Raw genomic sequence first — 25900 nt, forward strand, 5'->3', positions numbered from 1 at the left:
CTTGGCGGGTGTTGATTGTTTGTTTGGGGGAAAGAAAACGCCCCGGGGTGCGGGGCGTTTATTTGAGATCTGCGGTATCGGGCGACGATGAATCCGGCCAGCCTTCGGCAAGCATTTCGTCGTGGTACTCGCCTGCCTCGATTGCGCGTAACAATGTCAGTTCGCGGTCAAAACAGGCCTGTACGTGCGCCCGCACGGCTTTCGCAATTTCGATAATCTGCGCAGCGCCAATCTCGACGAATCCCTTCGCTGTTTTGAAATTGCAGCGGTATTCAGGATCGAGAATGGCTGAGAGCCCGGTGCTTGCGATCAGCGCCTGGCTGTCGCGAGTTGTCTCGATCAGCAGCTCGCCAACCGACACGCCAGAGGCTTCCCGGCGGAATCGCTCGGCAGCAATGACGTCTTCTTTTGAGACCGGGATATTTCCGGTTTTTGAAGCGATATAGGCCAGATAGCGGTCATCGTCATCCGTAACGACGCCCTGGTTTGGCCAATACGCCTCATCTTGCGGCTCTGCAAAAACCGCCGTCACGGCAAGCTGGTGCTCGTCCGTAAATTGGACATAGATGCTCATAGGTCAGCCTTAAAATGTATATGCCGAGATGTTGATGCTAAAGGTTGCGATACCCACATTCGCCGTCAGGGTGTGATACAGCGTCTGAGGACTTGTCAGCGGCAGAAGCGGAAAAGGACTTTGAGGGCCGCCGTTTGCAGCGCCCGAGGGATTGCAAGCGAACTGTACGGAGCCCACACCATTTTCACCGCCCAAGGTTCCATAGGTATTGGCACCAGCCGAGGCGTTGGAAAGCCCAATGAAGCCTTGACACTGTTTTGCATTCATCGGAACAGCGGAAGCCACCGAGAACGGCGTATAGCTGGACCTGCCGCCCTGTGTCGACAACACTTCCTTGCCATTACCGGAGAACATTCGGCTTTCCTGATAACCATTCGGAAACTGGCCGCTGGCGTTCGTTGGCCACACCCCGATCAGCGCCGAGTAGGTGTAACCCGCTGGTGGAGCCGATCCACCGTACATAACAGGCGCCACAGCCGACGTGCAGTTCCACGCCATCACGCCCTGGGCCTCGGTTACCGGGTTGTAGAAGGCATAGAGGGCCACATAGCCATTGACTGGCGCGGCCCCTGCATCCATGGCCCCGAGGCCCTTGGCTGCCGACGCCAGATCAACCAACTGGCTGAAGTTTCGCAGGGTGCGCGTCTTGCCATTGGCATTGCCGACAACAACCTCCGCCACCTTGATCGTTCCGGACGACGACGCGACCGAAATCTGCATCTTGTCGCCACGCATGCTCCCTACAAGCGGGCCATTGCTGGAGGCGGTTTCAATGGCAGCTGCGAGTGCGGCGATATCGATCGTTCCCTGATTGACCGGTGCGTTCCAGGCTTTGATGCACCACATGACGCTGATGTTTCGTGGGCGAGTACCAACAAGGTTGCCACGCTCAAACATCAACGGTGTGTCTAAAAAGGACTTCCCAGGGTTGTCAGCCGTGCTGACGGTAATGCCGGTTCCCGGATACATGGCCTTGTTGACCACGTCGCCACCAACGTATGAATGAGCATTTTCGCTAAGGGTCGGGCCCAGCGTGAATGCAACTGTGGTGTCTTGCAGCGCCTTGAGATCAGGAGTTGTCGCGTCAGTCGCCAATAGCGTTGCCTTCTGGAAACTTCCGAGCTCCCGTCCAGCGTCCACTCCTCGTCCATGATCCCAACCTCGCAGGAACTCACCGCGAAACTCTGGCAGGCGGAAATTGCCCGCGCCTTCGTCCCCTTTGTTGAACTTTGTTCCGAGATACGCCGCCAGATCCGGATAGGTCGCAGTGCTCTGCACACTGCCATCCAGTTCCAGATAGCCGGCAGGAACGACACCCGTTGGAAACGACAGAACAGCACCCACCGGAACAGAAGATTTAAGCTGCGAGACTTCCTTGGCCAGTGCGGCTACGTCGATGCTGCCCTGATTGATCGGCGCGTTCCAGGCCTTGATGCACCACATGACGGCGAGGTTTCGAGGACGGGTTTCAGTGCCGCCTTTTTCCGCTGCAGGACCGTGAATGCTTGAGGTCAGCGTTGCCCCCAACACCCCGGCTCCCGCTGGCCTGGAGATCGGCGCCAGGTTGCTGAAGCTACCTACCAGATTGCCAGCAATGGGATTAGGCACGCCTCCGGCATCGGCAGTCAGAACCGTGTGGTAGTGATCGACCATCGACTGGCCTTGACTCGTACCGATCCCGCGGCCTGCATCCACTCCGCGCCCGTGATCCCAACCTCGCAGGAATTCACCGCGCGATTCAGGCAAGCGGAAGTTTCCTGAGCCCTCATCACCCTTGTTGAACCTGGTACCAAGATTCGCCGCCAGATCCGGATAAGTCGCAATGCTCTGCACACTGCCATCCAGCTCAAGAAACCCGGGAGGCACGATCCCCGTCGGGAACGCCATGACAGCGCCCACCGGAACGGCCGAACCTAGCCGAGAAACTTCCTTGACCAGTGCCGCTACATCGATATTTCCCTGATTGACCGGGGCGTTCCAGGCTTTGATGCACCACATGACGGCCACGTTGCGGGGGCGGGTTTCAGTATCTCCGGTGTTGACCGTGGTATGTGTATTCAGCATCTGACCGGCATCACCAGTATTGGTACCCGATATAAATGCACCTGGGGATACACCGGCCTGGGTACCGTTAACGGTACCGCTCTGCCAACCACCTGCTGGATCCATGGTCGCTGCGACGCTATCAAAATATCGGTGGTTGTGTGCCTTGAACGCTTCGGTTTGCGCAGTACCAAGCACTCGGCCCGCATCCACCCCCCGCCCATGATCCCAACCGCGCAAAAATTCCCCGCGCGCTTCCGGCAACCGGAAATTCCCGACACCCTCATCGCCCTTGTTGAACTTGCCGCCCAGATAGGCGCTCAAGTCCGGGTAAGTCGCGCTGCTCCTGACGCTGTTGTCCAGCTCGAGAAAACCCGGCGGCGCTGTATCGACCGGGAACGCCACAATCGAACCCACCGGCAAAGCGGATGCCTTGGCAATCAGCGCTTCGACTTCAGCCTTGGTGTAGGAGTCCTTGATGCCGAAACCGGCCAGCGTGTCAGGATTCGAGCCGGCCGTCGCGCGGCCATATTCATCGACGCTCAGACTCTTGTAAGTCCCGGCGGCAATCCCGGTGCGCCCTGCGAGCATCTTGAATGTCAGCGCAGTGGTGCCGAGGGTGATCGGCGCGTTCGTGGTCAGGTGCCACAGCGAATCACCGTTGAGCGTGCCCTCTTCCACCATCACCGTCAGGCCCGGGGTGACCTTGGCGCTGACGTTGGCATCGTTGGCCCGAACCCAGTCACCATTGGCGACGATCCACAGGCCGTTGTCCTTGGCCAGGGTCTGATTCGGCAGCAATACGCGGTCGCCGGCAATCACCGCCACACCGTCGATCTGCTGCGCACCGTTCAACACCACGTTGGCGGTGGCGGCGACGCGCACCGATTGCTTGCCATCGAGTTTGCCGAGTTCTTCGGCGAGGTAGCTCATGACCCACGCACGAGTGGCCTTGACCACGGTGTCGTCGATCAGCAGCGTCACCAGCGAGGCATTGCTGGTCTCGAAAATCGAGCGGATGTAGAACTCTTTGCCCGAGCCGGACGTGGCCAGTACCGGTTTGAACGACTCCGGGTATTTGACGATGGCATAGAGAATGCCGGTGTCGGTCCACAGCCCGGCTTCGCGCACATACCAGCCGCCGACGTCCGGCGGGATGGTGACTTCGGCGAGCAGCCAGCTCGGATTTTTCTCGTCCTGGAACAGCGCGTTGAGTGGTCCGCGCCAGACTTCGCGTTTCAGCGCAGTAGCTGTCGCGGCCGGGTTGTAGACCGCGCCACCGCCATCGCCGACGGAAATCTGCGTCAGCTTGATCGGCACGCCCGCCGCCTTGCAGGCGGTTTCGTAGGCAATCCCTGCGTTGGTGAGCAGGGTGTAATAGTCAGCCATTCAGGCCCCCTGAGGATAAATAGTGGATGTTTCGACGGTGTAGAGACCGGCCGCCATGAAGGCTTCACCGGAGGTTTCGAGGCCTTCGAGGAACACCGGATAGACCGTGGTCAGTTCGCCGCAGAAGGTCGCGGCGCCAATCACATGAGAGCCGAAGGCGCTGAGGCCGACCGACACCGACAGCACGTCCCGTTCGCTCTTGGCATCGGCCAGACGTCGGTCGAGACGGGCATCGATTTCTTCGCTGTAGGGTTGTTCGCTGAAGGCCCGCACGGAAAAACTGTAGGGTTCGCCGGGCGGTGTCTGTTCGTACCAGGCGCGGACTTCAGGCCTCAGTTGCAATCCCTTGGCGGCGTTTTCCAGTGCTTTGCGGGTACCGGCCTGACGCGCGGTGGGCCAGGCCAGTTCGACGGTCAGGCGCTTTTCCGCCTCCGGTGCGTCGGTGCTCCATTCGGCCACGCCGCGATCCGCTGCGAGATACGGCAGGAACGCGACCGGTGTTTCGCTCGGGTTCATCAATTCGGGAAACGGCGGCACGATGCGGTCCAGCAAGGTGCCGAAACCGATGTCGAGCGCCCGTTCCAGTGCCGAGCTGTTGGCCGGCAGCAGGGTCGGACGCGGTGTCTGGTCCGTCATAGCGTCTGCACCTCGACCTCGACCGCCGTGCAGTACGGCGCTTGAAACGCGCTACACACGATGGGTGTCAGCGGTTCAAGAATCTGCAACTGCACGGCGCCGGCACTGTGCAGCGTGTAGTCGATCCAGCTCGGGTCGACCCGGCCTTCCAGACGATGGCAACTGTCGGCGTAGGCCTGCAAATGCTGCTCGGCGGCGACTTTGGTCAGGCCCGAATCCGGGCCGGAATTGATCTTCGCCACCACGCGGATCTTGTAGCGCTGAATATCGGCGCCCTTGACCGTGACCTTGTCGGTTTCCGGGCAGACATCGGGCCGGGCGAAGTGTTGGCGCACGCCGTCGAGCAATGCGGCGGACGGTGTGCCGTCGGCGTCGCGGGACAGCACAGTCACCTGCACTTCTCCGGGGGCCGTGCGACGGCCATTGCCATCCTTGACCTGTGCGGCGAGGCCGTCCGGGGCGAAGCTGTAGGTGACGTCGACGACGCCGGCATCGGTGGATTCGACTTTCACCACCGGCCGTTCACCGAGGGTGAAGACTTCGCGGCGGTACTGCATCCGCGAACCCGCCGCCGGGGCATGGGGCGCCAGGTAGTAGCGCAACCGGGCGTCATCGTCGCTTTCGTAAATCGCCGGCACCGGCGGGAACGCCGCCGGGTCGCCCGGGTCGAGCAACTGTCGCTCCAGGCCCATGTCCGCCAGCCGCGCATCGAGGTTGCTGCCGGAGGCCCACCACGCCAGCATCTGCTTGATCCGGGCGTTGTATTTGCGTTCGTGGCTTTGCAGGCGAACGCAAAACGCTTCGAGCGCCATCGTCAGCAATTCGCTCTCGTTTTGCAGGCTGGTCTTGAGTTTCGCAGCACTCTGCGGCGAACGGGTACCGACGTACTCGAGGACGAAGGTCTTGAACTCGGCCAGCAAATCCTCGAAGGCCTCGACCTTGATCAGCGAAGGTTCGGCCAGCTGGTTCTGGCCAGGGATCAACATGCTCATGTCACGACCTCGAAAGTCTGTTGGCGGTTTTTCCAGGTCCCGGCGAAACGCAGCAGCAGGCCGGCGCCCTGTCGGGTGGCGACGATCACGCCGGGCTGGAAATCGCCGATGCCGTTCTGCGGGTTGTAGAACGCCTGCGCAGCGTGGCTCTGGGCCAGAAGCAGGACGTCATCGCCGAGGTTCTGCCCCAGCAGCGTGGGGATCAACGAACCATAAAGGGGCCTTTTTTGCCGGGTGCCCAGCGGCGTGGTCAGGGCTCGTGTCGCGCGCTGCACGAATTGCAGCCAGTCGTCGACGGTGGCCCCGCTGTCTCTATCGATTCCGATCATGGGAGGCTCTTGATTCAGGGGCTGATGACGCGACCCTGGTGATCCACCAGCGGGCCGCTGAAGTGCACGCCCGAGGCGTCGATGGTCAGGCCGGTGGCGCCCAGTTGCAGATTGATCGCTTGCGGCGTCATCGCCAGCCGCGCCGGGCCGATACTCAGCTCAAGCGCTTCGCGAGTGCCGCTGAACGCGGCCGGACCGTTTTGCCAATGCAGGGTATGCGTGGCGTCGTCGTAACCGCTTTCACTGCCATCGACATGCACCCGACGCGTCAGCGTGGGGATGGTCGCAACGGGTGGAAAGCGGTCACTGTTCAAGCCGAACAACGCCACGCTTTGCGCACCGCTTTCGCCGCTGCCGTAGTTGAACAGCAGACACTGCTCGCCCACGCTGGGTATCCGCGATTCGCTCTGGGCGCCGGCGCTCGGGTTGAAGAACTTGATCGCCGGCGTGAGCAATCCACCGTGGCTGACCTTGCAGGTGTTGCTCGCAGCGTCGACCTCCTGACAGAGGCCGATACGGCAAAAACTCTCGGCGCGCCGGTGCAGGTCTTCGATCTCCGCTTCCATCTCCGCCAGGCGTTCGATGATCGGGCCCAGCTGCATGCGCAGTAACGCGTCGAACATCGGTCAGGCCTCCAGCGAGGTGTATTGGTCGGGGTCGTCGATGTCGCTGACTTCCCAGGTGCGGGCGAATTTCGGGGTGCCGAGCGGATCGTCGAGCAAGGTCGGACCGAGGTAGAGGGTCTGGTTGAAAGTCAGGGTCCAAGCCTTGTTGGGCTGATCGGCGCGAATCGCCAGTGACGGCAAACCATCAAGATTCACAGGTAGATCGCACTGATCGCCGGGCAGGCCCCAGCGGTTATCGGTGATCAGGTTTTTCAGGGCGGCGATCAGGTCACACGCGGCAAACGCGGTGGCGGAAACCGCCGGAATGACCTGCAGCGACAGCGTCAGCACATGGGCTATTCGCCCGTTGACAGCGCGTTCTCCCGGTGCATTGCGTTCGATGTCGATCAGCACCCAGGCCTTGTCGCCGGGGGCCGTGAAGTCATCGTGAGTGCCGACTTGCACGTTCAGGTCGGCGTTGTTGCGCAAGGCTGTCGCCATTGCCGTGAACAGCTGCGAAGGCTGCTGAACGGGTGTGGGCATGCTTGACCTCCTTTTCTGATGTCCACGCGAAGTCCCGCCGCACAAGGTGCAGCGAGGCAGGAAAGTGAAAGATTTACTGTGAGTCGCGGGGCGGTATCTCGCAGACGCCGATGCGCTTGGCGGCCCAGCGTTCATAAAGACCGATGGCCACGTCAGCGCCGGCCATTGCCGTCAGGCAACCGATCGCACACGCGGCCCAGATGGACATACCGGCGGCATACAGCAGCATGATCGCCGACACCCCGCAGATAACGCAGGCCCCGGAACGCAACGCCAGACGCCTGATCAGCGCCCAGCCACGCGCGCCCTCCTTGTCGGCACGCCACATTTCGCCGGATACACCGCCCACCAGGGCGAGCAGGATGACCAGCCAGATCGGCATGTCCGCCAACGCTTGTTGCTCGTTTGTCATGTCACGCCTCCGTGGGTGATTGATGAGTGATGTGTGTTGGGTTCAATCGTTTTCTCTTGAGGTAGGCATTCCAAAAAGCCCGGCAATCAGCCAGGCTTTTCAGTAATGCATTCCTGGAGCCGGGACTTGATCGGCGCTGCGAATCAGAAAGGAGCAACCGGCCAAATGATCTGCGGAAATACGGCGTTGTTTTTCACTTCACTCAAGGCGACGAAATACTGCTTGAAGGCAACCAGTGCCGCTTCATCAGCCGGGGTGGCAACTCCCAGATCCAGTTTGTATTGCAGAGGGTTGAAGTCGAGCCAGCGCTCTGCCTCGTCAAAATGCAGTTGCATGCGACCGTTGGTGAAAATCTCCTGCTCTGCGGCAGTTGTCTCAAAGTACTCTTCGCCGGCAGGCCCCCACTGCATCTTCATCCCCGGTTGTACAGCGTCGTTACCGGTGATGTCTCGCCACACGGAACCCGGTTCGGCAGCCGGTCTGGCAGGCGCCTCCCCCTCAATGTCCAGAACCTGAAGAACGACGGTGTAACCCGACGCAGTCAATGTCAGTGCGTATCGATTCATTGCAATTTCCTTATCAGCGGTTCTAAAGCAAACCCGGCTAGTGGATGTCTGTCAGTACGGAGCCACAGGCCAGACAATGTTCGCCGGGTAACCCGGTTGCTTGTCGATGTCGCTGACAGCGATGGAGTAGACCTTGTGAGCCAGCAACCTGGCCTCGTCATCAGCGGAGGCCACGCCGGTGTCTACTTTGAACTGCAGGGAGTTGAGCAGCAGCCAGTTGGCGGCCACGTTCAGCAGTTGCCATTTGTTCATCTGCGCCTTGTCGATGAGTTCCTGCTCGGTCGGCGGTGGCGGCACATAGGCGGCAAAGGTCCAGACACCGTCGGTTTTGGTGGCGACCCAGCCCAGTTGCACTTCAGGGTGATCAGTCACTTCTGCCCAGATAATGCTTGGGTGAAACATCTGCGTGATGTCACCGTCGGTTTCAAAAAACTCGACAATTCGATCCTGATCAACACGTCCATATCGGCGCATGATTTTTCCTTTTTTCCGCGTTATTCAATAAGTGATTTATCGATGTGCAATGCACCGTTGAACGGGTGATGCACTGGGTATCGATGCTGGTGCCTCAGGCAGGCATTCCAAAAAAGCCCGGCGCAATGGCCGGGCTTTTCAGTAATTCGCTCTCGAGAGTGGTGCTGAATCAGAAAGGCGCTACCGGCCAGGTCACCGTGTATGGGTAACCCGATTGTGTTTTCACTTCACAGACCGCTACGTAGTACTGCTTGTAAGCCAGCAGAGAGTTTTCCTCCTCCGGTGTGGCAATGCCCATATCCAGTTTGTATTGCAGCGGGTTGAGCATCAGCCAGCCTTCTGCGGCTCCCAGCAAGGAGCGAACGCGAGTGGCAACGATTTCGACTTGATCCTGGTAGGTTGGCTCGGAGAAGGCCCAACCATTCACCGTGTACTCAGCTTTCCACCCGATTTGAATGGGCGTGTCGACGCTGGTCTCGACCCAGAAGCCCGATGCTCCTGGCGGGATCGATGGCATTTGCTCGGCATCCACAAATTGCAAAACCTTTGCAAAGGGGATCAGGTTGTTCGTTTCGATCAAGACATAACGAATCATTAATTCTTCCTTGTTGCTGATGATCAGCTCGGTTGTTTTCGAACTCTGCGAACCGGTGGTGCAAGTGACCATTTCAGGCAGGCATTCCAAAAAGCCCGGCGCAATGGCCGGGCTTTTCAGTAATGCGCTCCTTCGCCTTCCTTCAATCCTGTGTACGTGAAGGAAGCTGACTTTTCGGCGCTACTGGCGCGGTACGAGTCCGTTCAAATTGTTTTTCCGACCGCGGTCCCTGCCCGCCGGATAACTGCTTCTGGTGCTTTACGCTGCACACCCGGGTCAGTTGCCAACCCTCTGAACCGTTGAGGCCGGTTCATCGCTGCCTGTTCTTGTGGAACTAAAGAGCTGTTGTTGCCAGCCGCTTTGTCGAGCGGCTTGGTGGCAAGAATATGCATGCATGCATATCCAGTCAATGCGCAAATGCATTTATTTATGCATAAGAATTGCGCAGATGCATGAAAGCCCCGCCAATCAAGGGTTTGTCCGGTTTTCTACAGGCGAAAAAAAACCCGCCGTGGGCGGGTTTTATCTGAGAGAGGGATCGTTACCGGGCGTACATGCCCCACCAGAAGACATGACCGAGGATGACGATCTGCTCTTCCTGCATATCCTGGAAGCTGTAGTCCTCGTCCGGATGCTCGTCGCGATTGAAGCTGCGCAGGCGGATACCGGTTGGCAGGCGATAGAGCTGTTTCACCCGCAACTGACCGTTATGGTTGATCGCGTAAAGGTCGCCATCGATGATGTCGCCGATCCCGCACTTGCCCGCGTTCACACCGACGGTGGCGCCGTCACGCAGCACCGGCAACATACTGTTGCCCCGCACGGTCACGCATTTGGCCTGGTCGAACTGAACGCCGTTATGGCGCAGGCTGCGCTTGCCGAAGCGCAGGCTGGAGCGCTCGCTCTCTTCGATGACGAATCTTCCTGATCCAGCAGCCAATTCAACCTCGCGAAGGAAGGGCACCGACACCTCGTCGTCATCGACGGGCGTGTCATCGTCCCACAGGCTTATGTCCTTGAGTTCGGAATGCAACTCCTCGCGCCCGCCGCCCGCGACCGGCGCAACATCCGCGCGCCCGCGCAACTGATCGGTACTCACGGCGAAGTACTCGGCGATCTTGGAGATGTGCTTATCCGAAGGATCGACGATCTTCCCGCTGAGAATCCGCGAGAGAGTGGATTGAGGCACGCCGGTGCGACGGTGGAGCTCCGTGGGGGAGATCCCGTGCTGATCGAGCAGTGCTCTTAAGACGGAGGATACGTTGCGTTTTTGCATAACGCGCATAGTGCTTGAAGTTTTTCGGGAAGACAAATGCTGATTTGCATAAATCGTGCATAGTCGACCTTTTTACGCCAGATAGATGTCACCCGGCCGCGATGCCTGCGTCCGACAGACTGCCCATGGTAACCTTGCGCCCATCGCGGAAAAGCCCGGCGACTGCCCCGCTTTTGCCCCACACCTTCCAACGAGTTACCTGACAATCCGATGAATAAAGCCGTCTCCGACCTGTCCTCCCACACCCCGATGATGCAGCAGTACTGGCGCCTGAAGAATCAGCACCCGGACCAGCTGATGTTCTACCGCATGGGCGACTTCTACGAGATCTTCTACGAAGACGCGAAGAAGGCGGCCAAGTTGCTGGACATTACCCTGACCGCTCGCGGGCAGTCGGCGGGTCAGGCGATTCCGATGTGCGGGATTCCGTATCACGCGGCGGAAGGTTATCTGGCGAAACTGGTCAAGCTCGGCGAGTCGGTCGTGATCTGCGAACAGGTCGGCGACCCGGCCACCAGCAAGGGCCCGGTCGAGCGTCAGGTGGTGCGGATCATCACCCCGGGCACAGTCAGCGATGAGGCATTGCTGGATGAGCGTCGCGACAACCTGATCGCGGCAGTGCTGGGCGATGAGCGTCTGTTCGGCCTGGCGGTGCTGGACATCACCAGCGGCAACTTCACCGTGCTGGAGATCAAGGGCTGGGAAAACCTGCTGGCGGAGCTGGAGCGGGTCAACCCGGTCGAGTTGCTGATCCCGGATGACTGGCCGAAGGACCTACCGGCGGAAAAACGCCGTGGCGTTCGTCGCCGTGCGCCGTGGGACTTCGAGCGCGACTCGGCGCTGAAAAGTCTTTGCCAGCAATTCTCGACCCAGGATCTCAAAGGCTTCGGCTGCGAAACGTTGACCCTGGCCATCGGCGCTGCCGGTTGCCTGCTGGCGTATGCCAAGGAAACCCAGCGCACCGCCCTGCCCCACCTGCGCAGCCTGCGCCACGAACGTCTGGACGATACCGTGGTGCTGGACGGCGCCAGCCGCCGCAACCTGGAACTCGACACCAACCTGGCCGGTGGCCGCGACAACACCCTGCAATCGGTGGTCGACCGTTGCCAGACCGCCATGGGCAGCCGTTTGCTGACCCGCTGGCTGAACCGCCCGCTGCGCGATCTGACCGTGCTGTTGGCTCGCCAGAGTTCGATCACTTGCCTGCTCGATCGCTATCGCTTTGAAAGCCTGCAACCGCAGCTCAAGGAAATCGGCGACATCGAGCGGATTCTGGCGCGGATCGGTCTGCGCAATGCCCGTCCTCGCGACCTCGCTCGCCTGCGTGACGCACTCGGGGCCCTGCCTGCACTGCAAGTGGCGATGACCGACCTGGAAGCGCCACACCTGCAACGCCTGGCCACCACCACCAGCACTTACCCGGAACTGGCGGCGCTGCTGGAAAAAGCCATTATCGACAACCCGCCGGCAGTGATCCGTGACGGCGGTGTGCTGAAAACCGGTTACGACAGCGAGCTCGACGAGCTGCAATCACTGAGCGAAAACGCCGGTCAGTTCCTGATCGATCTGGAAGCCCGGGAAAAGGCCCGCACCGGCCTGGCCAACCTGAAAGTCGGCTACAACCGCATCCACGGCTACTTCATCGAACTACCGAGCAAGCAGGCCGAATCGGCACCGGCGGACTACATCCGTCGTCAGACCCTCAAGGGCGCCGAGCGCTTCATCACGCCAGAGCTGAAAGAATTCGAAGACAAGGCGCTGTCGGCCAAAAGCCGTGCCCTGGCTCGCGAGAAGATGCTTTACGAAGCGCTGCTGGAAGACCTGATCAGCCAGTTGCCGCCATTGCAGGACACCGCTGGCGCACTGGCTGAACTGGATGTGTTGAGCAACCTCGCCGAGCGTGCTCTGAATCTCGATCTGAATTGCCCGACCTTCGTCAACGAACCCTGCATGCGCATCACCCAGGGTCGTCACCCGGTGGTCGAGCAAGTGCTGACCACGCCGTTCGTGGCCAACGATCTGAGCCTGGACGACAACACCCGGATGCTGGTGATCACCGGCCCGAACATGGGCGGTAAATCCACCTATATGCGCCAGACTGCATTGATCGTGCTGCTGGCTCACATCGGCAGCTTCGTGCCGGCAGCCAGTTGCGAACTGTCGCTGGTGGACCGGATTTTCACCCGGATCGGCTCCAGCGACGACCTGGCCGGCGGACGCTCGACCTTCATGGTGGAAATGAGCGAAACCGCCAACATCCTGCACAACGCCACCGAGCGCAGCCTGGTGTTGATGGACGAGGTCGGTCGCGGCACCAGCACCTTCGACGGTTTGTCGCTGGCATGGGCGGCGGCCGAGCGACTGGCACATTTGCGTGCCTATACTCTATTTGCAACGCACTATTTCGAACTGACCGTGTTGCCGGAAGCCGAGCCTCTGGTGGCCAACGTGCATCTCAACGCTACCGAGCACAACGAACGCATCGTGTTCCTGCACCATGTGTTGCCGGGGCCGGCCAGCCAGAGTTATGGCCTGGCAGTGGCACAACTGGCCGGTGTACCGAGCGAAGTCATCGTGCGCGCACGCGAGCATCTGAGCCGCCTGGAAGACACCGCACTGCCCCATGAGGCGCCAAAGCCTGCCGTCAAAGGCAAACCGGCGACGCCGCAGCAAAGCGACATGTTTGCCAGCCTGCCGCACCCGGTACTGGATGAACTGGCCAAACTGGATCTCGATGACGTGACGCCGCGTCGGGCGCTCGAAATGTTATATGCACTTAAGAACCGGATCTAAGCACCGAAGAACCGGATATAACGCAAACGGCTTCAAGCTGTTAGAATCTCGCGCGGTTCGGGATGCTGCTGGCTATTAGCCTGGCTGGCAGACATCGCTCCCGAACCTGGCGACCCCAACCGTGAAGGGGCAACGCTGCCGCCGCCTGAGGAGAAAATTAGAAATGACCTTCGTCGTCACCGACAACTGCATCAAGTGCAAGTACACCGACTGCGTAGAAGTCTGTCCGGTGGACTGCTTTTACGAAGGCCCGAACTTCCTGGTGATTCACCCGGATGAGTGCATCGACTGCGCCCTGTGCGAACCGGAATGTCCGGCCGTCGCGATTTTCTCCGAGGACGAAGTTCCGGAAGAAATGCAGGAGTTCATTCAGCTGAACGTTGAGCTGGCCGAGATCTGGCCGAACATCACCGAGAAGAAAGAATCGCTGCCGGACGCCGAAGAGTGGGATGGCGTCAAAGGCAAGATCAAAGACCTCGAACGCTGATCTGTCCCGCGTTTGAAGAAAAGGCCCCTTGCGGGCCTTTTTGTTTTTCCGGGTTTTGCTTTTCTTCGGGCAAAAAAAAGGGGCGGTTTGACCCGCCCACATTTTTTCCCTATTCCCTGTGTTCCTTTTCATCGTCCTGATGAATCGCGTCCTGCGATGTCCATTCCCTTCCTCCTTGAAGGGCGTGTCTATCCGTCGACACAACCCAGATACTAAAGAGTTCCCCATTTCGGGCAACCGGTCCGTTCCGGTAAAACCTCCTGTCATAAGCATTTAATGTTTATAAATATCTATATAAATCAAAAACTTATCCATGACCTCCCAGCCCAATGGATGTCTTCCGCAGTGTAAAAATAACGAACACTTACGAAAGAGTAAGCCAGGGCTTACACCGCGAGACTACAAACCTGGGAAACGACGACCGGTCGTCAGGTTCCAGGCCGCTCGCCAGAGCCAGACAACAAAAAGCCCCGAACCAGTCGGGGCTTTTTGCGGGCGATCATGCAGGAGGCTTACTGAAACAGCGACTCGCTCGACAGGCCGTTTTTCTCGAGGATCTCACGCAGGCGCTTGAGGCCTTCCACCTGGATCTGTCTCACCCGTTCCCGGGTCAGGCCGATCTCCAGGCCTACATCTTCCAGCGTGCTGCTCTCGTGACCGCGCAGGCCGAAGCGGCGGACCACCACTTCGCGTTGCTTGTCGGTCAGCTCCGATAGCCATTGATCGATGCTCTGCGACAGATCGTCGTCCTGCAGCAGTTCGCATGGATCGGTCGGACGGTCATCCGTAAGGGTGTCCAGCAGGGTTTTATCCGAATCCGGACCCAGCGAGACGTCGACCGAAGAAACCCGCTCGTTCAGGCCCAGCATGCGCTTGACCTCGCCCACCGGTTTTTCCAGCAGGTTGGCGATTTCTTCGGGTGAAGGTTCGTGATCGAGCTTTTGCGTCAGCTCCCGTGCGGCCCGCAGGTACACGTTGAGCTCCTTGACCACATGGATCGGCAGCCGGATGGTCCGGGTCTGATTCATGATTGCGCGCTCGATGGTCTGACGGATCCACCAGGTCGCGTAGGTCGAGAAGCGGAAGCCGCGCTCGGGATCGAACTTTTCCACCGCGCGGATCAGCCCGAGGTTGCCCTCTTCGATCAGATCCAGCAGCGACAGCCCCCGATTGACGTAACGCCGGGCGATCTTGACCACCAGCCGCAGGTTACTTTCAATCATGCGCTTGCGCCCGGCAGGATCGCCACTTTGCGACAGACGCGCAAAATGAACTTCTTCCTCCGGGGAGAGCAATGGGGAAAAGCCGATTTCGTTGAGGTACAGCTGCGTGGCATCGAGTGCCCGAGTGTAGTCGATGTACTTGTGTTGCTTAAGTGAAGCGGAGTGTTTGGATTTGGCACGAACGGAAGGTGGAGCAGCCCCTTCATCATTCGACATCGAATCCGAATCGATGCCGGTCTCCATCAGGAGAACCTCATCGTCGATGTCAAACTCCGGCACTTCTTTACTGAGAGCCATTGTTATAGTCCTTTGGTGAGTTCGACCCCAAGCTCAAGCGACGCCTTTATCCTTGGCAACGCTGGAGCCTGTCCCCTCTACGCGACGGAACAGGCTGGTCTGCAAATCAACGTCTTGGCAGGAACTGCAGCGGATCTACAGGTTTACCTTGTCGGCGAATCTCAAAATGCAGTTTCACCCGGTCTGTACCCGTTGACCCCATTTCGGCAATTGTCTGTCCGACTTTGACCTGCTGCCCCTCCCGTACCAACAGCCGACGGTTGTGTCCGTAAGCACTGACGTAGGTTTCGCTGTGTTTGATGATGACCAATTCGCCGTAGCCCCTTAAGCCACTCCCGGCGTAAACCACCGTCCCATCAGACGCAGCTAAAACAGGCTGTCCCAAATCTCCGGCGATATCAATTCCTTTATTCAAACTACCGTTTGAAGAGAATTTACCAATCAGAATGCCATTAGATGGCCATCCCCAGCCGGTCGGGGCCGGGCCCGGTGGAGGCAATGGAGCCGGTGCCGGCTTGTTGGCGACGGACGGTACAACGGTCGTGACAGCCGCCCCGGAACCCGTGGTTGTGGTGGTCGTGGTGCCATTCGCCTGGCGCCGGATTATCGTGGTTTTGCTCGACGAGGACGGCGCCGAACCGCTGTTGCTCACCACCGCTGTCGACGTTGAACCCGGGCGTCCATCGAAGCGAATCGTCTGACCCGGGTGAATCGTGTACGGCGTAGGAATATTGTTCCGGGCAGCGAGGGCTTTGTAGTCCCAGCCGTAGCGAAACGCGATGGAAAACAGCGTGTCACCCGGACGGACTACATACTGTCCGGTCGTCACTGTAGGACGCTGGGCGACCGCATTGTTGCGATCGACGACCCGAACGTTGTTCGATTTGGTGCTGGAGCAACCGACCAGCAAGGTGCTCAAGACAAGGCCAGTCACCAGGCGCTGAAAGCTCGTGTTACCCATACGCTGCGCAATGACTGTGAGACTCACCCGCCGCTCCCTTTGTGGTGGCTGAAAAATGTGGAATGCCGATTTCGGCGTGTAACTTCGCAAGTATAACGGGCGAATCCGGCTTTACCTTTAATGAAGCGTTATCGCTCGGCGCACACGTTTGCTTATGGACGATGAATTCTGTTTAAACAATCGGTGCCGCTGTAAGACAGATGCACTCGCAAGGAATTCAGCGCCGAAAAACAAATGCTCAGGCCAGCGGCCCATTGAGCAATGGCACGAAACGCACCGCCCCGAGAACGTGTCGGGAGAAGCCGTTTTCTTCGCGCACGATCAACATCAATTGCTGAACTTCGCCTGAGCCGACCGGGATGACCATCCGCCCGCCCGGTGCCAACTGATCGAGCAGCGCCTGGGGAACATCGGTCGCCACCGCCGTAACGATGATGCCGTTGTACGGCGCCAGCGCAGGCCAGCCTTCCCAGCCATCGCCCCAGCGGAACACCACGTTGCGCAGGTTGAGCTCGACCAGGCGTTCCTTGGCCCGGTCCTGCAGCACCTTGATCCGCTCGACGGAGAACACCCGTTCAACCAGTTGCGACAACACTGCGGTCTGGTAACCGGAACCGGTGCCGATCTCCAGCACCTTGTCCAGCGGCCCCGCCTCGAGCAGCAACTCGCTCATGCGCGCGACCATATAAGGCTGGGAGATAGTCTGGTTGTGGCCGATCGGCAGCGCGGTGTCTTCATAGGCACGGTGCGCCAGCGCTTCGTCGACGAAGAGATGGCGCGGCGTGCGGCGGATCACTTCCAGCACGTTCGCGTTGGACAGTCCTTCTTCATACAAACGCTGAATCAGGCGTTCACGGGTGCGCTGGGAGGTCATCCCGATGCCGCTGCGCAACCGGTCGTCTTGTTCACGAGCCATCAGTTGAGCCCCTCCAGCCAGCCGTCGAGACTCCTGAAAGCATCATTGAAGGTGCGATCGAGCTGCAACGGAGTGATGGAAACGTAGCCCTGCATCACCGCATGGAAATCGGTACCCGGCCCGCCGTCCTCTGCATCGCCGGCAGCGGCGATCCAGTAACCGGCCTTGCCACGGGGATCGACCACTTTCATCGGCGCTGCCGCACGGGCGCGATGGCCCAGGCGCGTCAGCTGAATGCCGCGAATGTGATCGATGGGCAGATTGGGAATGTTCACGTTCAGTACCGTGCGCGGTGGCAGATCGAGCCCGGCGTGGGCCTCGACCAGTTTGCGCGCAAAGTAGGCAGCGGTGGGCAGATTGTCCACCTGCCGGGAAGCCAGCGAGAAGGCAAACGATGGGCGCTCGAGAAAACGACCTTCGAGCGCCGCCGCCACTGTCCCGGAATACAACACATCGTCGCCCAGGTTGGCGCCGAGGTTGATGCCCGAAGCCACCATGTCCGGTTCGCGCTCCAGCAAACCGTTGAGCCCCAGGTGTACGCAGTCGGTCGGCGTGCCGTTGAGACTGATGAAACCGTTGGCCAGGTATTGCGGGTGCAGCGGACGATCCAGCGTCAGCGAACTGCTGGCACCGCTCTTGTCCTGTTCCGGGGCGATAACCACGCATTCGGTGTAATCCGCCAGCGCAGCATAAAGCGCGGCAAGACCGGGCGCAGTCACCCCATCGTCGTTAGAAATCAGAATACGCATGGGCTGTCCGTCTGCCCCACCGGCACCAGATCAACGAGTTCGCGCACCAATACGGTGGCGAAGCATCCGGCCGGGAGGACGAATTCCAGTTGCAGAATGTCAGGCTCGGGATAATGCCACGTCAACCCGCCAATGGGCAGCCGCAGGATACGACGTTCGTGGCTCATACCGGCATTAATCAACCAATCGCGCAGATCCGCCTCGCGTGCGGCAATAGCCTGCTCCAGATCATGGACAGCACCGGCGGCCGGTGAGTCACCTTCGCCCCACTGCGGGCCGGTCGGATGCAGATCGAGAATCGCCAGGCGCGGGTCGCTGCACTCGGCAACACCCGCCGGGAAAAAGCTGCGGCTGTCAGTGAACGCCAGCAGATCGCCAACCTGGGCGCGCTGCCAGGTGCCATCGGCAACACGCGCCGCCAGCACCTGGTTGAACAGAAAACTGCGTGCGGTCGACAGCAGGCGCGAACGCACATTGCGCTGCTCCGGCAAAGCCTTGCGCGCCGCCCATGAACGGGCATCGACGACGTTGCCACCGTCATGGCCGAAACGCTGGGCGCCGAAGTAGTTCGGGATGCCTTGTTTGGCAATCAGTTGCAGACGCTCGTCGATGGCGGCCTTGTCGCCATTGAACTGGGTCAAGCGCAAGGTGAAACCGTTGGCCGAATGCGCGCCGCGTTGCAGCTTGCGCTTGTGGCGCGTGGTCTTGAGGATCTTCAGCGTGTCGTTTTCCGCCGCCGACAGGTCCGGGTCAGCCTTGCCCGGCAATTGAACGCTGAACCACTGGCGGGTCAGCGCCTGACGGTCTTTGAGACCGGCATAGCTGACCGTGCGCAACGGCACGCCGGCCGCCTTGGCGATGCGGCGTGCCGCTTCTTCGGTGTTCAAACCGCGCTTTTCCACCCAGATCCACAGGTGCTCGCCATCACCGCTGAACGGAATGTCGAGGACTTCATCGACCTGGAAATCTTCGGCGATGGCTTTCAGTACCGCGGTGCCGAGGGCGTCGCCATAGGCCCGCGGGCCGAGCAGTTGCAGTTCGTTCATGCGCGCAGCAACAAGGCAACGGAATGCACGGCGATGCCTTCTTCGCGACCGACGAAGCCAAGCTTCTCGGTAGTGGTGGCTTTCACGTTCACTTGATCCAGTTCTACTTGCAGATCCGCGGCAATCAGCGCGCGCATCGATTCGATATGGGGGGCCATTTTCGGGGCCTGGGCAACGATCGTGTTGTCGACGTTGCCGACTTTCCAGCCTTTGGCGTGAATCAGGCTGACCACATGACGCAACAGCGCACGGCTGTCGGCGCCCTTGAATTGCGGGTCGGTGTCCGGGAAATGCTTGCCGATATCACCCAGCGCCGCCGCGCCGAGCAAGGCATCGCTCAAGGCATGCAGCAGGACGTCACCGTCGGAGTGAGCGAGCAGCCCGAAGCCGTGTGCGATTCGCACGCCACCCAGAGTAATGAAATCGCCTTCAGCGAAACGGTGCACATCATAGCCGTGGCCAATACGCATAAAAAAACGCCCCGAATTTTGTCAGGGCGTGATTCTACCTGCTTTGTCAGGCGTTAGGCGCCTAGAGCGCGTGCGTGATGCTGCAAGTGGTCGTCTATGAAGCTGGCGATGAAGAAATAGCTGTGGTCGTAGCCAGGTTGCAGCCGCAACGTCAGCGGATGACCCGCCTGTTTTGCCGCTTGTTGCAGAGCTTCGGGCTTGAGCTGGGTGGCGAGGAAGTCGTCGCGGTCACCCTGATCGACCAGCAATGGCAGTTTCTCGTCGGCCTCGGCGATCAGCGCACAGGCATCCCACTCGCGCCACTTCGAACGGTCTTCGCCCAGATAACGGGAGAACGCCTTCTGACCCCACGGGCAATCCATCGGATTGTTGATCGGCGAAAACGCCGACACCGACAGGTAACGCCCCGGATTGCGCAAGGCACAGACCAGTGCACCGTGACCGCCCATGGAGTGGCCGCTGATGCTGCGTTTGTCCGACGCCGGGAAATGCGCTTCAACCAGTGAGGGCAATTCCTGCACGACGTAGTCATGCATCCGATAGTGCCGCGACCACGGTTCCTGCGTGGCATTCAGGTAGAACCCGGCACCGAGGCCGAAATCCCACGCGCCATCAGGGTCACCCGGTACATCGGCGCCACGAGGGCTGGTGTCCGGCGCCACGATGATCAACCCCAGTTCGGCTGCCATGCGCATGGCGCCGGCCTTCTGCATGAAATTCTCGTCCGTGCAGGTCAGGCCCGACAGCCAGTACAGCACCGGCAGCTTGCCGCCCTGCTCTGCCTGCGGCGGCAGGTACACGGCAAACACCATGTCGCAGCCCAGCACATCGGAGCGATGGCGATAGCGCTTGTGCCAGCCGCCGAAACTCTTCTGACAGGAGATGTTTTCCAGACTCATGTAGGACTCCTACGCAGCCACGGCTGCGCATTGGCAGCCGTGGCATCGCGATTGATCAGAAATGAATGACGGTGCGGATGCTCTTGCCTTCGTGCATCAGGTCGAAGGCCTTGTTGATGTCTTCCAGGCCCATGGTGTGGGTGATGAAGGTGTCCAGCGGGATTTCGCCGGTCTGAGCCATGTCGACATAGCTTGGCAACTCGGTACGACCACGCACGCCACCGAACGCCGAGCCGCGCCAGACGCGACCGGTCACCAGCTGGAACGGACGGGTGGCGATTTCCTGGCCGGCACCGGCCACGCCGATGATGACCGACTCGCCCCAACCTTTATGGCAGCACTCCAGGGCCGCACGCATCAGTTGCACGTTGCCGATGCATTCGAAGGAGAAGTCGACGCCGCCGTCGGTCATGTCGACGATCACTTCCTGGATCGGACGATCGAAATCTTTCGGGTTCACACAGTCGGTAGCACCCAGTTGCCTGGCGATTTCGAACTTGGCCGGGTTGATATCGATGGCGATGATGCGCGAGGCCTTGGCCTTCACCGCACCAATCACGGCCGACAGGCCAATGCCGCCGAGACCGAAGATGGCCACGGTGTCACCCGGTTTGACCTTGGCGGTGTTGATCACTGCACCGATACCGGTGGTCACGCCGCAACCGAGCAGGCAGACCTTTTCCAGCGGCGCGTCCTTGGAGATCTTGGCCACGGAGATTTCAGGCAGCACGGTGTACTCGGAGAAGGTCGAGGTACCCATGTAGTGGAAAATCGTTTGGCCCTTGTAGGAAAAGCGCGAAGTACCGTCCGGCATCAGACCTTTACCCTGAGTGGCGCGAATCGCCTGACACAGATTGGTCTTGCCCGACTTACAGAATTTGCACTGGCCGCACTCCGGGGTGTACAGCGGGATCACGTGGTCGCCGACGGCCACCGAGGTCACGCCTTCGCCGATCGCTTCAACGATGGCGCCGCCTTCGTGACCGAGGATCGACGGGAAGATACCTTCCGGGTCAGCGCCGGACAGGGTGTAGGCGTCAGTGTGGCAAACCCCGGAAGCCACCACGCGCAGCAACACTTCACCGGCCTTGGGCATGGCGACATCGACTTCTACGATTTCCAGCGGCTTCTTGGCCTCGAAGGCAACGGCGGCGCGCGACTTGATCATGCTGACTCTCCAGTGAATCCATTGAATAAAAAAACAGACTGGCAGTGTAGTCCAGCGCCGATTGATGAATAATCAGGACAAAAGCAAAACATTATTGCCATACAGGGATAATCCCGATGTCCGAAAACCGCTGGGAAGGCATCGACGAGTTCGTTGCCGTTGCCGAATGCAGCCAGTTCACCGCGGCTGCCGAACGCCTGGGCGTTTCCTCCTCGCACATCAGTCGACAAATCGTACGGCTGGAAGAACGTTTGCAGACACGTCTGCTCTACCGCAGTACCCGGCGCGTCACGCTGACAGAAGCCGGCCAGACGTTCCTGCAACATTGTCAGCGCCTGCAGGACGGCCGCGAAGAAGCATTGCGTGCCGTCGGCGATCTGACCAGCGAGCCCAAAGGCATGCTGCGCATGACCTGTGCCGTGGCTTATGGCGAGCGGTTTATCGTGCCGCTGGTGACCCGGTTCATGGGGCACTACCCGCAACTGCGCATCGATATCGAACTGACCAACCGGCAACTGGATCTGGTGCACGAAGGCCTGGACCTGGCGATTCGTCTCGGGCGTCTTCAGGACTCCCGCTTGGTGGCGACCCGCCTGGCCCCACGGCGCATGTACCTCTGCGCATCGCCGTCCTACCTCGAACGGTACGGTCGGCCACACAGTTTGTCGGAACTGAGCCGGCACAATTGCCTGATCGGCAGCTCGGATATCTGGCAGCTGGAACAGAACGGGCGAGAATTTTCCCAGCGGGTACAGGGAAACTGGCGCTGCAACAGTGGGCAAGCGGTGCTGGATGCGGCGCTGCAAGGCGTGGGTTTGTGTCAGCTGCCGGACTATTACGTGCTGGAGCACCTGCACAGCGGTGCATTGATCTCACTGCTGGAGGCGCATCAACCGCCGAATACGGCGGTGTGGGCGTTGTATCCACAACAACGGCATCTGTCGCCGAAGGTGCGCAAACTGGTGGATTTTCTCAAGGAAGGTCTGGCCGAACGACCGGAGTACCGGATTTAACGACGGTTGGCCCAGCGCTGGCGCAACCATTCCAAGTCTTCCGGGCGGGTGACTTTCAGGTTATCCGCACGGCCCTCGATCAGACGCGGCGCCATGCCGGCCCACTCCATCGCCGAGGCTTCATCGGTGATCACCGCGTCGGCCACCAGACTGTCCGCCAGCGCGCGGTGCAGTGCACCGAGACGGAACATCTGCGGCGTATAGGCCTGCCAGATCACGCTGCGATCCACGGTTTCCACCACACGACCGTGCTTGTCGACCCGCTTGAGAGTGTCGCGTGCCGGCACGGCCAACAGGCCACCGACCGCATCGTTTGCCAGTTCAGCAAGCAATTTGTCGAGATCGTCACGGCTCAGATTAGGCCGTGCCGCATCGTGCACCAGCACCCAATCCTCATCGTCGGCACCTTGCGCGTGCAGATGCAGCAAGGCGTTGAGCACCGAACCGGAACGCTCGGCGGCGCCATCGACCCGTTGAATGCGCGGATCGCTGGCGCTGGCCAGGTTCGGCCAATAAGGATCATCGACAGCAAGACTGACCACCAGCCCCTTGAGGCTCGGGTGATCGAGGAAACAGCCGAGGCTGTGTTCAAGAATTGTGCGCCCACCCAGTTGCAGGTATTGCTTGGGACGGTCCGCGGCCATACGGGCACCGACGCCCGCAGCAGGAATCACGGCCCAGAAGGCCGGCAGGGAATCGATCATTGGGCCAACTGGTAAAGGGTTTCGCCGTCCTTGACCATGCCCAGTTCGTGACGAGCCCGCTCTTCAACGGTCTCCATGCCTTTCTTCAACTCGCTGACTTCAGCGTCCATCACCCGGTTGCGCTCCAGCAGGGCTTCGTTCTCGGCGTGTTGATCAGCGATCTGCTGATTCAGTTCGGCGACCTGCGCCAGACTGCCATTGCCCACCCACAGGCGGTACTGCAGACCGGCCAGCAGCAAGAGCAAGACGAGAAACAACCAGTAAGGACTGCGCATCGAATATCAGGTATCCAGTGAAAAAAGACAGCCACGCAAAAACTTTGAAGCATCTGATAGCACGAAGCCTGGAATATCCAGGCTTGTGCATATAAGGCATCAGATTAGTGGCAAATCCATCGCTGTCACGACTTTTCCGACACAATCCGGTGTCTTTTTACCATCTACAACTTAACCGCGAAACTCGGAGCGACCGTTGTACTTGGCTTTGCCATTCAACTGCTCTTCGATACGCAGCAGTTGGTTGTACTTGGAAACGCGGTCAGAACGGCACAGCGAACCGGTCTTGATCTGGCCAGCCGAAGTGCCCACGGCCAGGTCGGCGATGGTCGAATCTTCGGTTTCGCCCGAACGGTGCGAGATCACGGCGGTGTAACCGGCAGCCTTGGCCATCTGGATGGCTTCCAGGGTTTCGGTCAGGGTGCCGATCTGGTTGAACTTGATCAGGATCGAGTTGGCGATCTTTTTATCGATGCCTTCTTTCAGGATCTTGGTGTTGGTCACGAACAGGTCGTCGCCAACCAGTTGGGTCTTCTCGCCGATCTTGTCGGTGAGGATCTTCCAGCCAGCCCAGTCGGACTCGTCCAGACCGTCTTCGATGGAGATGATCGGGTAACGCTCGGTCAGGCCTTTCAGGTAGTCGGCGAAACCTTCAGCGGTGAACACCTGGCCTTCGCCGGACAGGTTGTACTTGCCGTCTTCGAAGAATTCGCTGGCCGCGCAGTCAAGGGCCAGGGTCACGTCGGTGCCCAGCTTGTAACCGGCGTTGGCAACGGCTTCGGAGATCACTTTCAGTGCATCTTCGTTGGAAGCCAGGTTCGGCGCGAAACCGCCTTCGTCACCGACGGCAGTGCTCAGGCCACGAGCTTTCAGCACAGCTTTCAGGTGATGGAAAATCTCGGTGCCCATGCGCAGACCTTCCGAGAAAGACTTGGCGCCAACCGGCTGAACCATGAATTCCTGGATGTCGACGTTGTTGTCGGCGTGTTCGCCACCGTTGATGATGTTCATCATCGGAACCGGCATCGAGTACACACCCGGGGTGCCGTTCAGGTTGGCGATGTGTGCGTACAGTGGCAGGTCCTGATCCTGTGCAGCCGCCTTGGCCGCAGCCAGGGAGACGGCGAGGATGGCGTTGGCGCCCAGGGTTGCCTTGTTTTCGGTACCGTCGAGCTTGATCATCGCGTGGTCCAGGGCTTTCTGGTCGCTCGGGTCGGTGCCCAGCAGCAGATCGCGGATCGGACCGTTGATGTTGGCTACCGCCTTGAGCACGCCCTTGCCCAGGTAACGGCTCTTGTCGCCATCACGCAGCTCGAGCGCTTCACGCGAGCCAGTGGATGCACCGGACGGCGCGCAAGCGCTGCCGATGATGCCGTTGTCGAGAAGCACGTCCGCTTCCACGGTGGGATTGCCACGGGAGTCGAGAACTTCACGACCTTTGATGTCGACGATTTTTGCCATTGTTGTAAACACTCCAAAGTTGACGAAAACGACGCAGCTAGAGGAAATCTTTTGACCGTCGGCAAGTGGTGTACAGCGGGCAGCTTGCAGACGACAACGCTCATACCCGGGGGCATGAGCGACAAATCGTGCGGTACTTTACCGGAGAATTGAGGTTTACGCGGTTTCTACCGTCGGAAAACTCTTCACCAGTTCGTCCAGGGCTTTGAGCTGGGCCAGGAATGGCTCCAGTTTGTCCAGACGCAAGGCGCAAGGGCCGTCGCATTTGGCATTGTCCGGATCCGGGTGCGCTTCGAGGAACAGACCCGCCAGCGACTGGCTCATGCCCGCCTTGGCCAGGTCGGTGACCTGGGCGCGGCGACCGCCGGCGGAGTCGGAACGACCGCCAGGCATTTGCAGCGAATGGGTCACGTCGAAGAATACCGGGTACTCGAACTGCTTCATGATGCCGAAGCCGAGCATGTCCACCACGAGGTTGTTGTAGCCGAAACTCGAACCACGCTCGCAGAGGATCAATTGATCGTTACCCGCTTCCACGCACTTGTTCAGGATGTGTTTCATTTCCTGAGGCGCGAGGAACTGGGCTTTCTTGATGTTGATGACGGCATTGGTCTTGGCCATTGCGACGACCAGATCGGTCTGGCGCGACAGGAAGGCCGGCAGCTGGATGATGTCGCAGACCTCGGCGACGACCGCGGCCTGGTCAGGCTCGTGGACGTCGGTGATGATCGGCACGCCGAAAGCTTGTTTGATGTCCTGGAAGATGCGCATGCCCTCTTCCAGGCCTGGACCGCGATAGGAGGTCACAGAAGAACGGTTGGCCTTGTCGAAGCTGGCCTTGAACACGTAAGGGATACCGAGCTTTTCGGTGACCTTCACGTACTCTTCGCAAACCTGCATGGCCATGTCACGGCTTTCCAGCACGTTCATGCCGCCGAACAGCACCATGGGTTTGTCGTTGGCAATCTCGATGTCGCCGACGCGGATGATCTTCTGTGCCATCG

28 protein-coding genes are annotated in these 25900 nt (G+C 59.8%); 3 read left to right on the top strand and 25 right to left on the bottom strand.

The window, feature by feature from the left end:
* Positions 1-58: 58 nt before the first annotated feature.
* From OQ248_RS04635 to OQ248_RS04695, 13 genes are all read right to left on the bottom strand, one after another.
* A complete protein-coding gene (locus tag OQ248_RS04635; protein WP_265812166.1) occupies positions 59-574 on the bottom strand; it encodes a DUF4376 domain-containing protein in 516 nt (171 codons plus the stop codon).
* A gap of 9 nt (positions 575-583) precedes the next feature.
* Positions 584-4006, bottom strand: a complete 3423-nt coding sequence (locus OQ248_RS04640; RefSeq protein ID WP_265812167.1) for a phage tail protein — start codon at positions 4004-4006, stop codon at positions 584-586.
* Complete coding sequence (locus OQ248_RS04645) at positions 4007-4642, bottom strand: phage tail protein I (protein WP_085712868.1); 636 nt, start codon at positions 4640-4642, stop codon at positions 4007-4009. It abuts the gene before it with no gap.
* Positions 4639-5634, bottom strand: coding sequence for a baseplate J/gp47 family protein (locus OQ248_RS04650; RefSeq protein WP_265812168.1), 996 nt, complete (start codon positions 5632-5634; stop codon positions 4639-4641). Before OQ248_RS04650 ends, OQ248_RS04645 begins: the two co-directional genes overlap by 4 nt.
* Positions 5631-5963, bottom strand: coding sequence for a phage baseplate protein (locus OQ248_RS04655; RefSeq protein WP_221398820.1), 333 nt, complete (start codon positions 5961-5963; stop codon positions 5631-5633). The genes OQ248_RS04650 and OQ248_RS04655 overlap by 4 nt, the downstream gene beginning before the upstream one ends.
* Positions 5964-5977: 14 nt before the next feature.
* Positions 5978-6586, bottom strand: coding sequence for a phage baseplate assembly protein V (locus tag OQ248_RS04660; RefSeq protein WP_265812169.1), 609 nt, complete (start codon positions 6584-6586; stop codon positions 5978-5980).
* Positions 6587-6589: 3 nt separating this feature from the next.
* On the bottom strand, positions 6590-7111 hold the full coding sequence (locus OQ248_RS04665; protein ID WP_265812170.1) for a hypothetical protein: 522 nt from the start codon (positions 7109-7111) through the stop codon (positions 6590-6592).
* 73 nt (positions 7112-7184) lie between these two features.
* Positions 7185-7523, bottom strand: coding sequence for a phage holin family protein (locus tag OQ248_RS04670; protein ID WP_064593815.1), 339 nt, complete (start codon positions 7521-7523; stop codon positions 7185-7187).
* A 143-nt stretch (positions 7524-7666) separates the two neighbouring features.
* Positions 7667-8089, bottom strand: a complete 423-nt coding sequence (locus tag OQ248_RS04675) for a tail fiber assembly protein (RefSeq protein WP_265812171.1) — start codon at positions 8087-8089, stop codon at positions 7667-7669.
* Positions 8090-8140: 51 nt separating this feature from the next.
* Positions 8141-8563, bottom strand: coding sequence for a tail fiber assembly protein (locus OQ248_RS04680; RefSeq protein ID WP_265812172.1), 423 nt, complete (start codon positions 8561-8563; stop codon positions 8141-8143).
* 169 nt (positions 8564-8732) lie between these two features.
* Positions 8733-9158 (bottom strand): tail fiber assembly protein, encoded by a 426-nt coding sequence (locus OQ248_RS04685; protein WP_265812173.1) that lies wholly within the window; start codon positions 9156-9158, stop codon positions 8733-8735.
* Between the two features lie 203 nt (positions 9159-9361).
* The gene (locus OQ248_RS04690; protein WP_134825654.1) at positions 9362-9550 is read right to left on the bottom strand and encodes a hypothetical protein; all 189 of its coding nucleotides are present in this window, start codon (positions 9548-9550) and stop codon (positions 9362-9364) included.
* A gap of 149 nt (positions 9551-9699) precedes the next feature.
* The gene (locus OQ248_RS04695) at positions 9700-10434 is read right to left on the bottom strand and encodes an XRE family transcriptional regulator (RefSeq protein WP_085712860.1); all 735 of its coding nucleotides are present in this window, start codon (positions 10432-10434) and stop codon (positions 9700-9702) included.
* 210 nt (positions 10435-10644) lie between these two features.
* Here OQ248_RS04695 and mutS point away from each other — a divergent pair, with 210 nt between their 5' ends.
* Together mutS and fdxA are read left to right on the top strand one after the other, a co-directional pair.
* Positions 10645-13227, top strand: a complete 2583-nt coding sequence (gene mutS, locus OQ248_RS04700) for a DNA mismatch repair protein MutS (protein WP_265812174.1) — start codon at positions 10645-10647, stop codon at positions 13225-13227.
* 163 nt (positions 13228-13390) lie between these two features.
* On the top strand, positions 13391-13714 hold the full coding sequence (gene fdxA, locus OQ248_RS04705) for a ferredoxin FdxA (protein WP_007908827.1): 324 nt from the start codon (positions 13391-13393) through the stop codon (positions 13712-13714).
* Positions 13715-14226: 512 nt separating this feature from the next.
* On the opposite strand, the gene rpoS is transcribed toward fdxA, so the two are convergent.
* The 8 genes from rpoS to OQ248_RS04745 form a co-directional block, all read right to left on the bottom strand.
* Positions 14227-15234 carry an RNA polymerase sigma factor RpoS gene (gene rpoS / locus OQ248_RS04710; RefSeq protein WP_007954831.1) on the bottom strand — a complete coding sequence of 336 codons (1008 nt, stop codon included), beginning with the start codon at positions 15232-15234 and terminating at the stop codon, positions 14227-14229.
* Positions 15235-15340: 106 nt separating this feature from the next.
* Entirely contained in the window at positions 15341-16222 is an 882-nt protein-coding gene (locus OQ248_RS04715) for a peptidoglycan DD-metalloendopeptidase family protein (protein ID WP_265812175.1), read from the bottom strand.
* Positions 16223-16433: 211 nt separating this feature from the next.
* Positions 16434-17069: a protein-L-isoaspartate(D-aspartate) O-methyltransferase gene (locus OQ248_RS04720; RefSeq protein WP_169432601.1), complete on the bottom strand. Its 636-nt coding sequence runs from the start codon at positions 17067-17069 to the stop codon at positions 16434-16436.
* Between the two features lie 41 nt (positions 17070-17110).
* A complete protein-coding gene (surE, locus tag OQ248_RS04725; RefSeq protein ID WP_265812176.1) occupies positions 17111-17860 on the bottom strand; it encodes a 5'/3'-nucleotidase SurE in 750 nt (249 codons plus the stop codon).
* On the bottom strand, positions 17848-18906 hold the full coding sequence (gene truD / locus OQ248_RS04730; protein WP_085712855.1) for a tRNA pseudouridine(13) synthase TruD: 1059 nt from the start codon (positions 18904-18906) through the stop codon (positions 17848-17850). Before truD ends, surE begins: the two co-directional genes overlap by 13 nt.
* Positions 18903-19376 (bottom strand): 2-C-methyl-D-erythritol 2,4-cyclodiphosphate synthase, encoded by a 474-nt coding sequence (ispF, locus tag OQ248_RS04735; protein ID WP_102717203.1) that lies wholly within the window; start codon positions 19374-19376, stop codon positions 18903-18905. Before ispF ends, truD begins: the two co-directional genes overlap by 4 nt.
* 53 nt (positions 19377-19429) lie before the next feature.
* A complete protein-coding gene (fghA, locus tag OQ248_RS04740; protein WP_265812177.1) occupies positions 19430-20275 on the bottom strand; it encodes an S-formylglutathione hydrolase in 846 nt (281 codons plus the stop codon).
* A gap of 55 nt (positions 20276-20330) precedes the next feature.
* Positions 20331-21443, bottom strand: coding sequence for an S-(hydroxymethyl)glutathione dehydrogenase/class III alcohol dehydrogenase (locus OQ248_RS04745; RefSeq protein WP_265812178.1), 1113 nt, complete (start codon positions 21441-21443; stop codon positions 20331-20333).
* Positions 21444-21559: 116 nt separating this feature from the next.
* On the opposite strand from OQ248_RS04745, the gene OQ248_RS04750 reads away from it, so the two are divergent.
* Positions 21560-22456, top strand: a complete 897-nt coding sequence (locus OQ248_RS04750) for a LysR substrate-binding domain-containing protein (protein ID WP_085712852.1) — start codon at positions 21560-21562, stop codon at positions 22454-22456.
* On the opposite strand, the gene ispD is transcribed toward OQ248_RS04750, so the two are convergent.
* The 4 genes from ispD to kdsA all read right to left on the bottom strand — a co-directional run bounded on the left by ispD (position 22453) and on the right by kdsA (position 25898).
* The gene (gene ispD, locus OQ248_RS04755) at positions 22453-23160 is read right to left on the bottom strand and encodes a 2-C-methyl-D-erythritol 4-phosphate cytidylyltransferase (RefSeq protein WP_265812179.1); all 708 of its coding nucleotides are present in this window, start codon (positions 23158-23160) and stop codon (positions 22453-22455) included. The two genes, OQ248_RS04750 and ispD, sit on opposite strands and share 4 nt — an antisense overlap.
* Positions 23157-23435: a cell division protein FtsB gene (gene ftsB / locus OQ248_RS04760; RefSeq protein WP_003222158.1), complete on the bottom strand. Its 279-nt coding sequence runs from the start codon at positions 23433-23435 to the stop codon at positions 23157-23159. The genes ispD and ftsB overlap by 4 nt, the downstream gene beginning before the upstream one ends.
* A 171-nt stretch (positions 23436-23606) precedes the next feature.
* Positions 23607-24896 carry a phosphopyruvate hydratase gene (eno, locus tag OQ248_RS04765; RefSeq protein ID WP_007954808.1) on the bottom strand — a complete coding sequence of 430 codons (1290 nt, stop codon included), beginning with the start codon at positions 24894-24896 and terminating at the stop codon, positions 23607-23609.
* Positions 24897-25052: 156 nt separating this feature from the next.
* Complete coding sequence (gene kdsA, locus OQ248_RS04770) at positions 25053-25898, bottom strand: 3-deoxy-8-phosphooctulonate synthase (protein WP_007954807.1); 846 nt, start codon at positions 25896-25898, stop codon at positions 25053-25055.
* Positions 25899-25900 lie beyond the last annotated feature (2 nt).

The organism is Pseudomonas sp. COW5 (genome assembly GCF_026240005.1).
In the GTDB taxonomy this organism is placed as follows: domain Bacteria; phylum Pseudomonadota; class Gammaproteobacteria; order Pseudomonadales; family Pseudomonadaceae; genus Aquipseudomonas; species Aquipseudomonas kribbensis.

Coding starts and splice junctions, on each gene's coding strand:
- mutS (WP_265812174.1), top strand. CDS start 10,645: ATGAATAAAGCCGTCTCCGACCTGTCCTCCCACACCCCGATGATGCAG.
- rpoS (WP_007954831.1), bottom strand. CDS start 15,234: ATGGCTCTCAGTAAAGAAGTGCCGGAGTTTGACATCGACGATGAGGTT.
- OQ248_RS04690 (WP_134825654.1), bottom strand. CDS start 9,550: ATGCATATTCTTGCCACCAAGCCGCTCGACAAAGCGGCTGGCAACAAC.
- ftsB (WP_003222158.1), bottom strand. CDS start 23,435: ATGCGCAGTCCTTACTGGTTGTTTCTCGTCTTGCTCTTGCTGCTGGCC.
- ispD (WP_265812179.1), bottom strand. CDS start 23,160: ATGATCGATTCCCTGCCGGCCTTCTGGGCCGTGATTCCTGCTGCGGGC.
- OQ248_RS04685 (WP_265812173.1), bottom strand. CDS start 9,158: ATGATTCGTTATGTCTTGATCGAAACGAACAACCTGATCCCCTTTGCA.
- OQ248_RS04640 (WP_265812167.1), bottom strand. CDS start 4,006: ATGGCTGACTATTACACCCTGCTCACCAACGCAGGGATTGCCTACGAA.
- truD (WP_085712855.1), bottom strand. CDS start 18,906: ATGAACGAACTGCAACTGCTCGGCCCGCGGGCCTATGGCGACGCCCTC.
- fdxA (WP_007908827.1), top strand. CDS start 13,391: ATGACCTTCGTCGTCACCGACAACTGCATCAAGTGCAAGTACACCGAC.
- OQ248_RS04670 (WP_064593815.1), bottom strand. CDS start 7,523: ATGACAAACGAGCAACAAGCGTTGGCGGACATGCCGATCTGGCTGGTC.
- OQ248_RS04665 (WP_265812170.1), bottom strand. CDS start 7,111: ATGCCCACACCCGTTCAGCAGCCTTCGCAGCTGTTCACGGCAATGGCG.
- OQ248_RS04680 (WP_265812172.1), bottom strand. CDS start 8,563: ATGCGCCGATATGGACGTGTTGATCAGGATCGAATTGTCGAGTTTTTT.
- OQ248_RS04720 (WP_169432601.1), bottom strand. CDS start 17,069: ATGACCTCCCAGCGCACCCGTGAACGCCTGATTCAGCGTTTGTATGAA.
- OQ248_RS04675 (WP_265812171.1), bottom strand. CDS start 8,089: ATGAATCGATACGCACTGACATTGACTGCGTCGGGTTACACCGTCGTT.
- OQ248_RS04745 (WP_265812178.1), bottom strand. CDS start 21,443: ATGATCAAGTCGCGCGCCGCCGTTGCCTTCGAGGCCAAGAAGCCGCTG.
- OQ248_RS04695 (WP_085712860.1), bottom strand. CDS start 10,434: ATGCAAAAACGCAACGTATCCTCCGTCTTAAGAGCACTGCTCGATCAG.
- OQ248_RS04650 (WP_265812168.1), bottom strand. CDS start 5,634: ATGAGCATGTTGATCCCTGGCCAGAACCAGCTGGCCGAACCTTCGCTG.
- OQ248_RS04655 (WP_221398820.1), bottom strand. CDS start 5,963: ATGATCGGAATCGATAGAGACAGCGGGGCCACCGTCGACGACTGGCTG.
- fghA (WP_265812177.1), bottom strand. CDS start 20,275: ATGAGTCTGGAAAACATCTCCTGTCAGAAGAGTTTCGGCGGCTGGCAC.
- OQ248_RS04750 (WP_085712852.1), top strand. CDS start 21,560: ATGTCCGAAAACCGCTGGGAAGGCATCGACGAGTTCGTTGCCGTTGCC.
- surE (WP_265812176.1), bottom strand. CDS start 17,860: ATGCGTATTCTGATTTCTAACGACGATGGGGTGACTGCGCCCGGTCTT.
- OQ248_RS04635 (WP_265812166.1), bottom strand. CDS start 574: ATGAGCATCTATGTCCAATTTACGGACGAGCACCAGCTTGCCGTGACG.
- kdsA (WP_007954807.1), bottom strand. CDS start 25,898: ATGGCACAGAAGATCATCCGCGTCGGCGACATCGAGATTGCCAACGAC.
- ispF (WP_102717203.1), bottom strand. CDS start 19,376: ATGCGTATTGGCCACGGCTATGATGTGCACCGTTTCGCTGAAGGCGAT.
- OQ248_RS04645 (WP_085712868.1), bottom strand. CDS start 4,642: ATGACGGACCAGACACCGCGTCCGACCCTGCTGCCGGCCAACAGCTCG.
- OQ248_RS04660 (WP_265812169.1), bottom strand. CDS start 6,586: ATGTTCGACGCGTTACTGCGCATGCAGCTGGGCCCGATCATCGAACGC.
- eno (WP_007954808.1), bottom strand. CDS start 24,896: ATGGCAAAAATCGTCGACATCAAAGGTCGTGAAGTTCTCGACTCCCGT.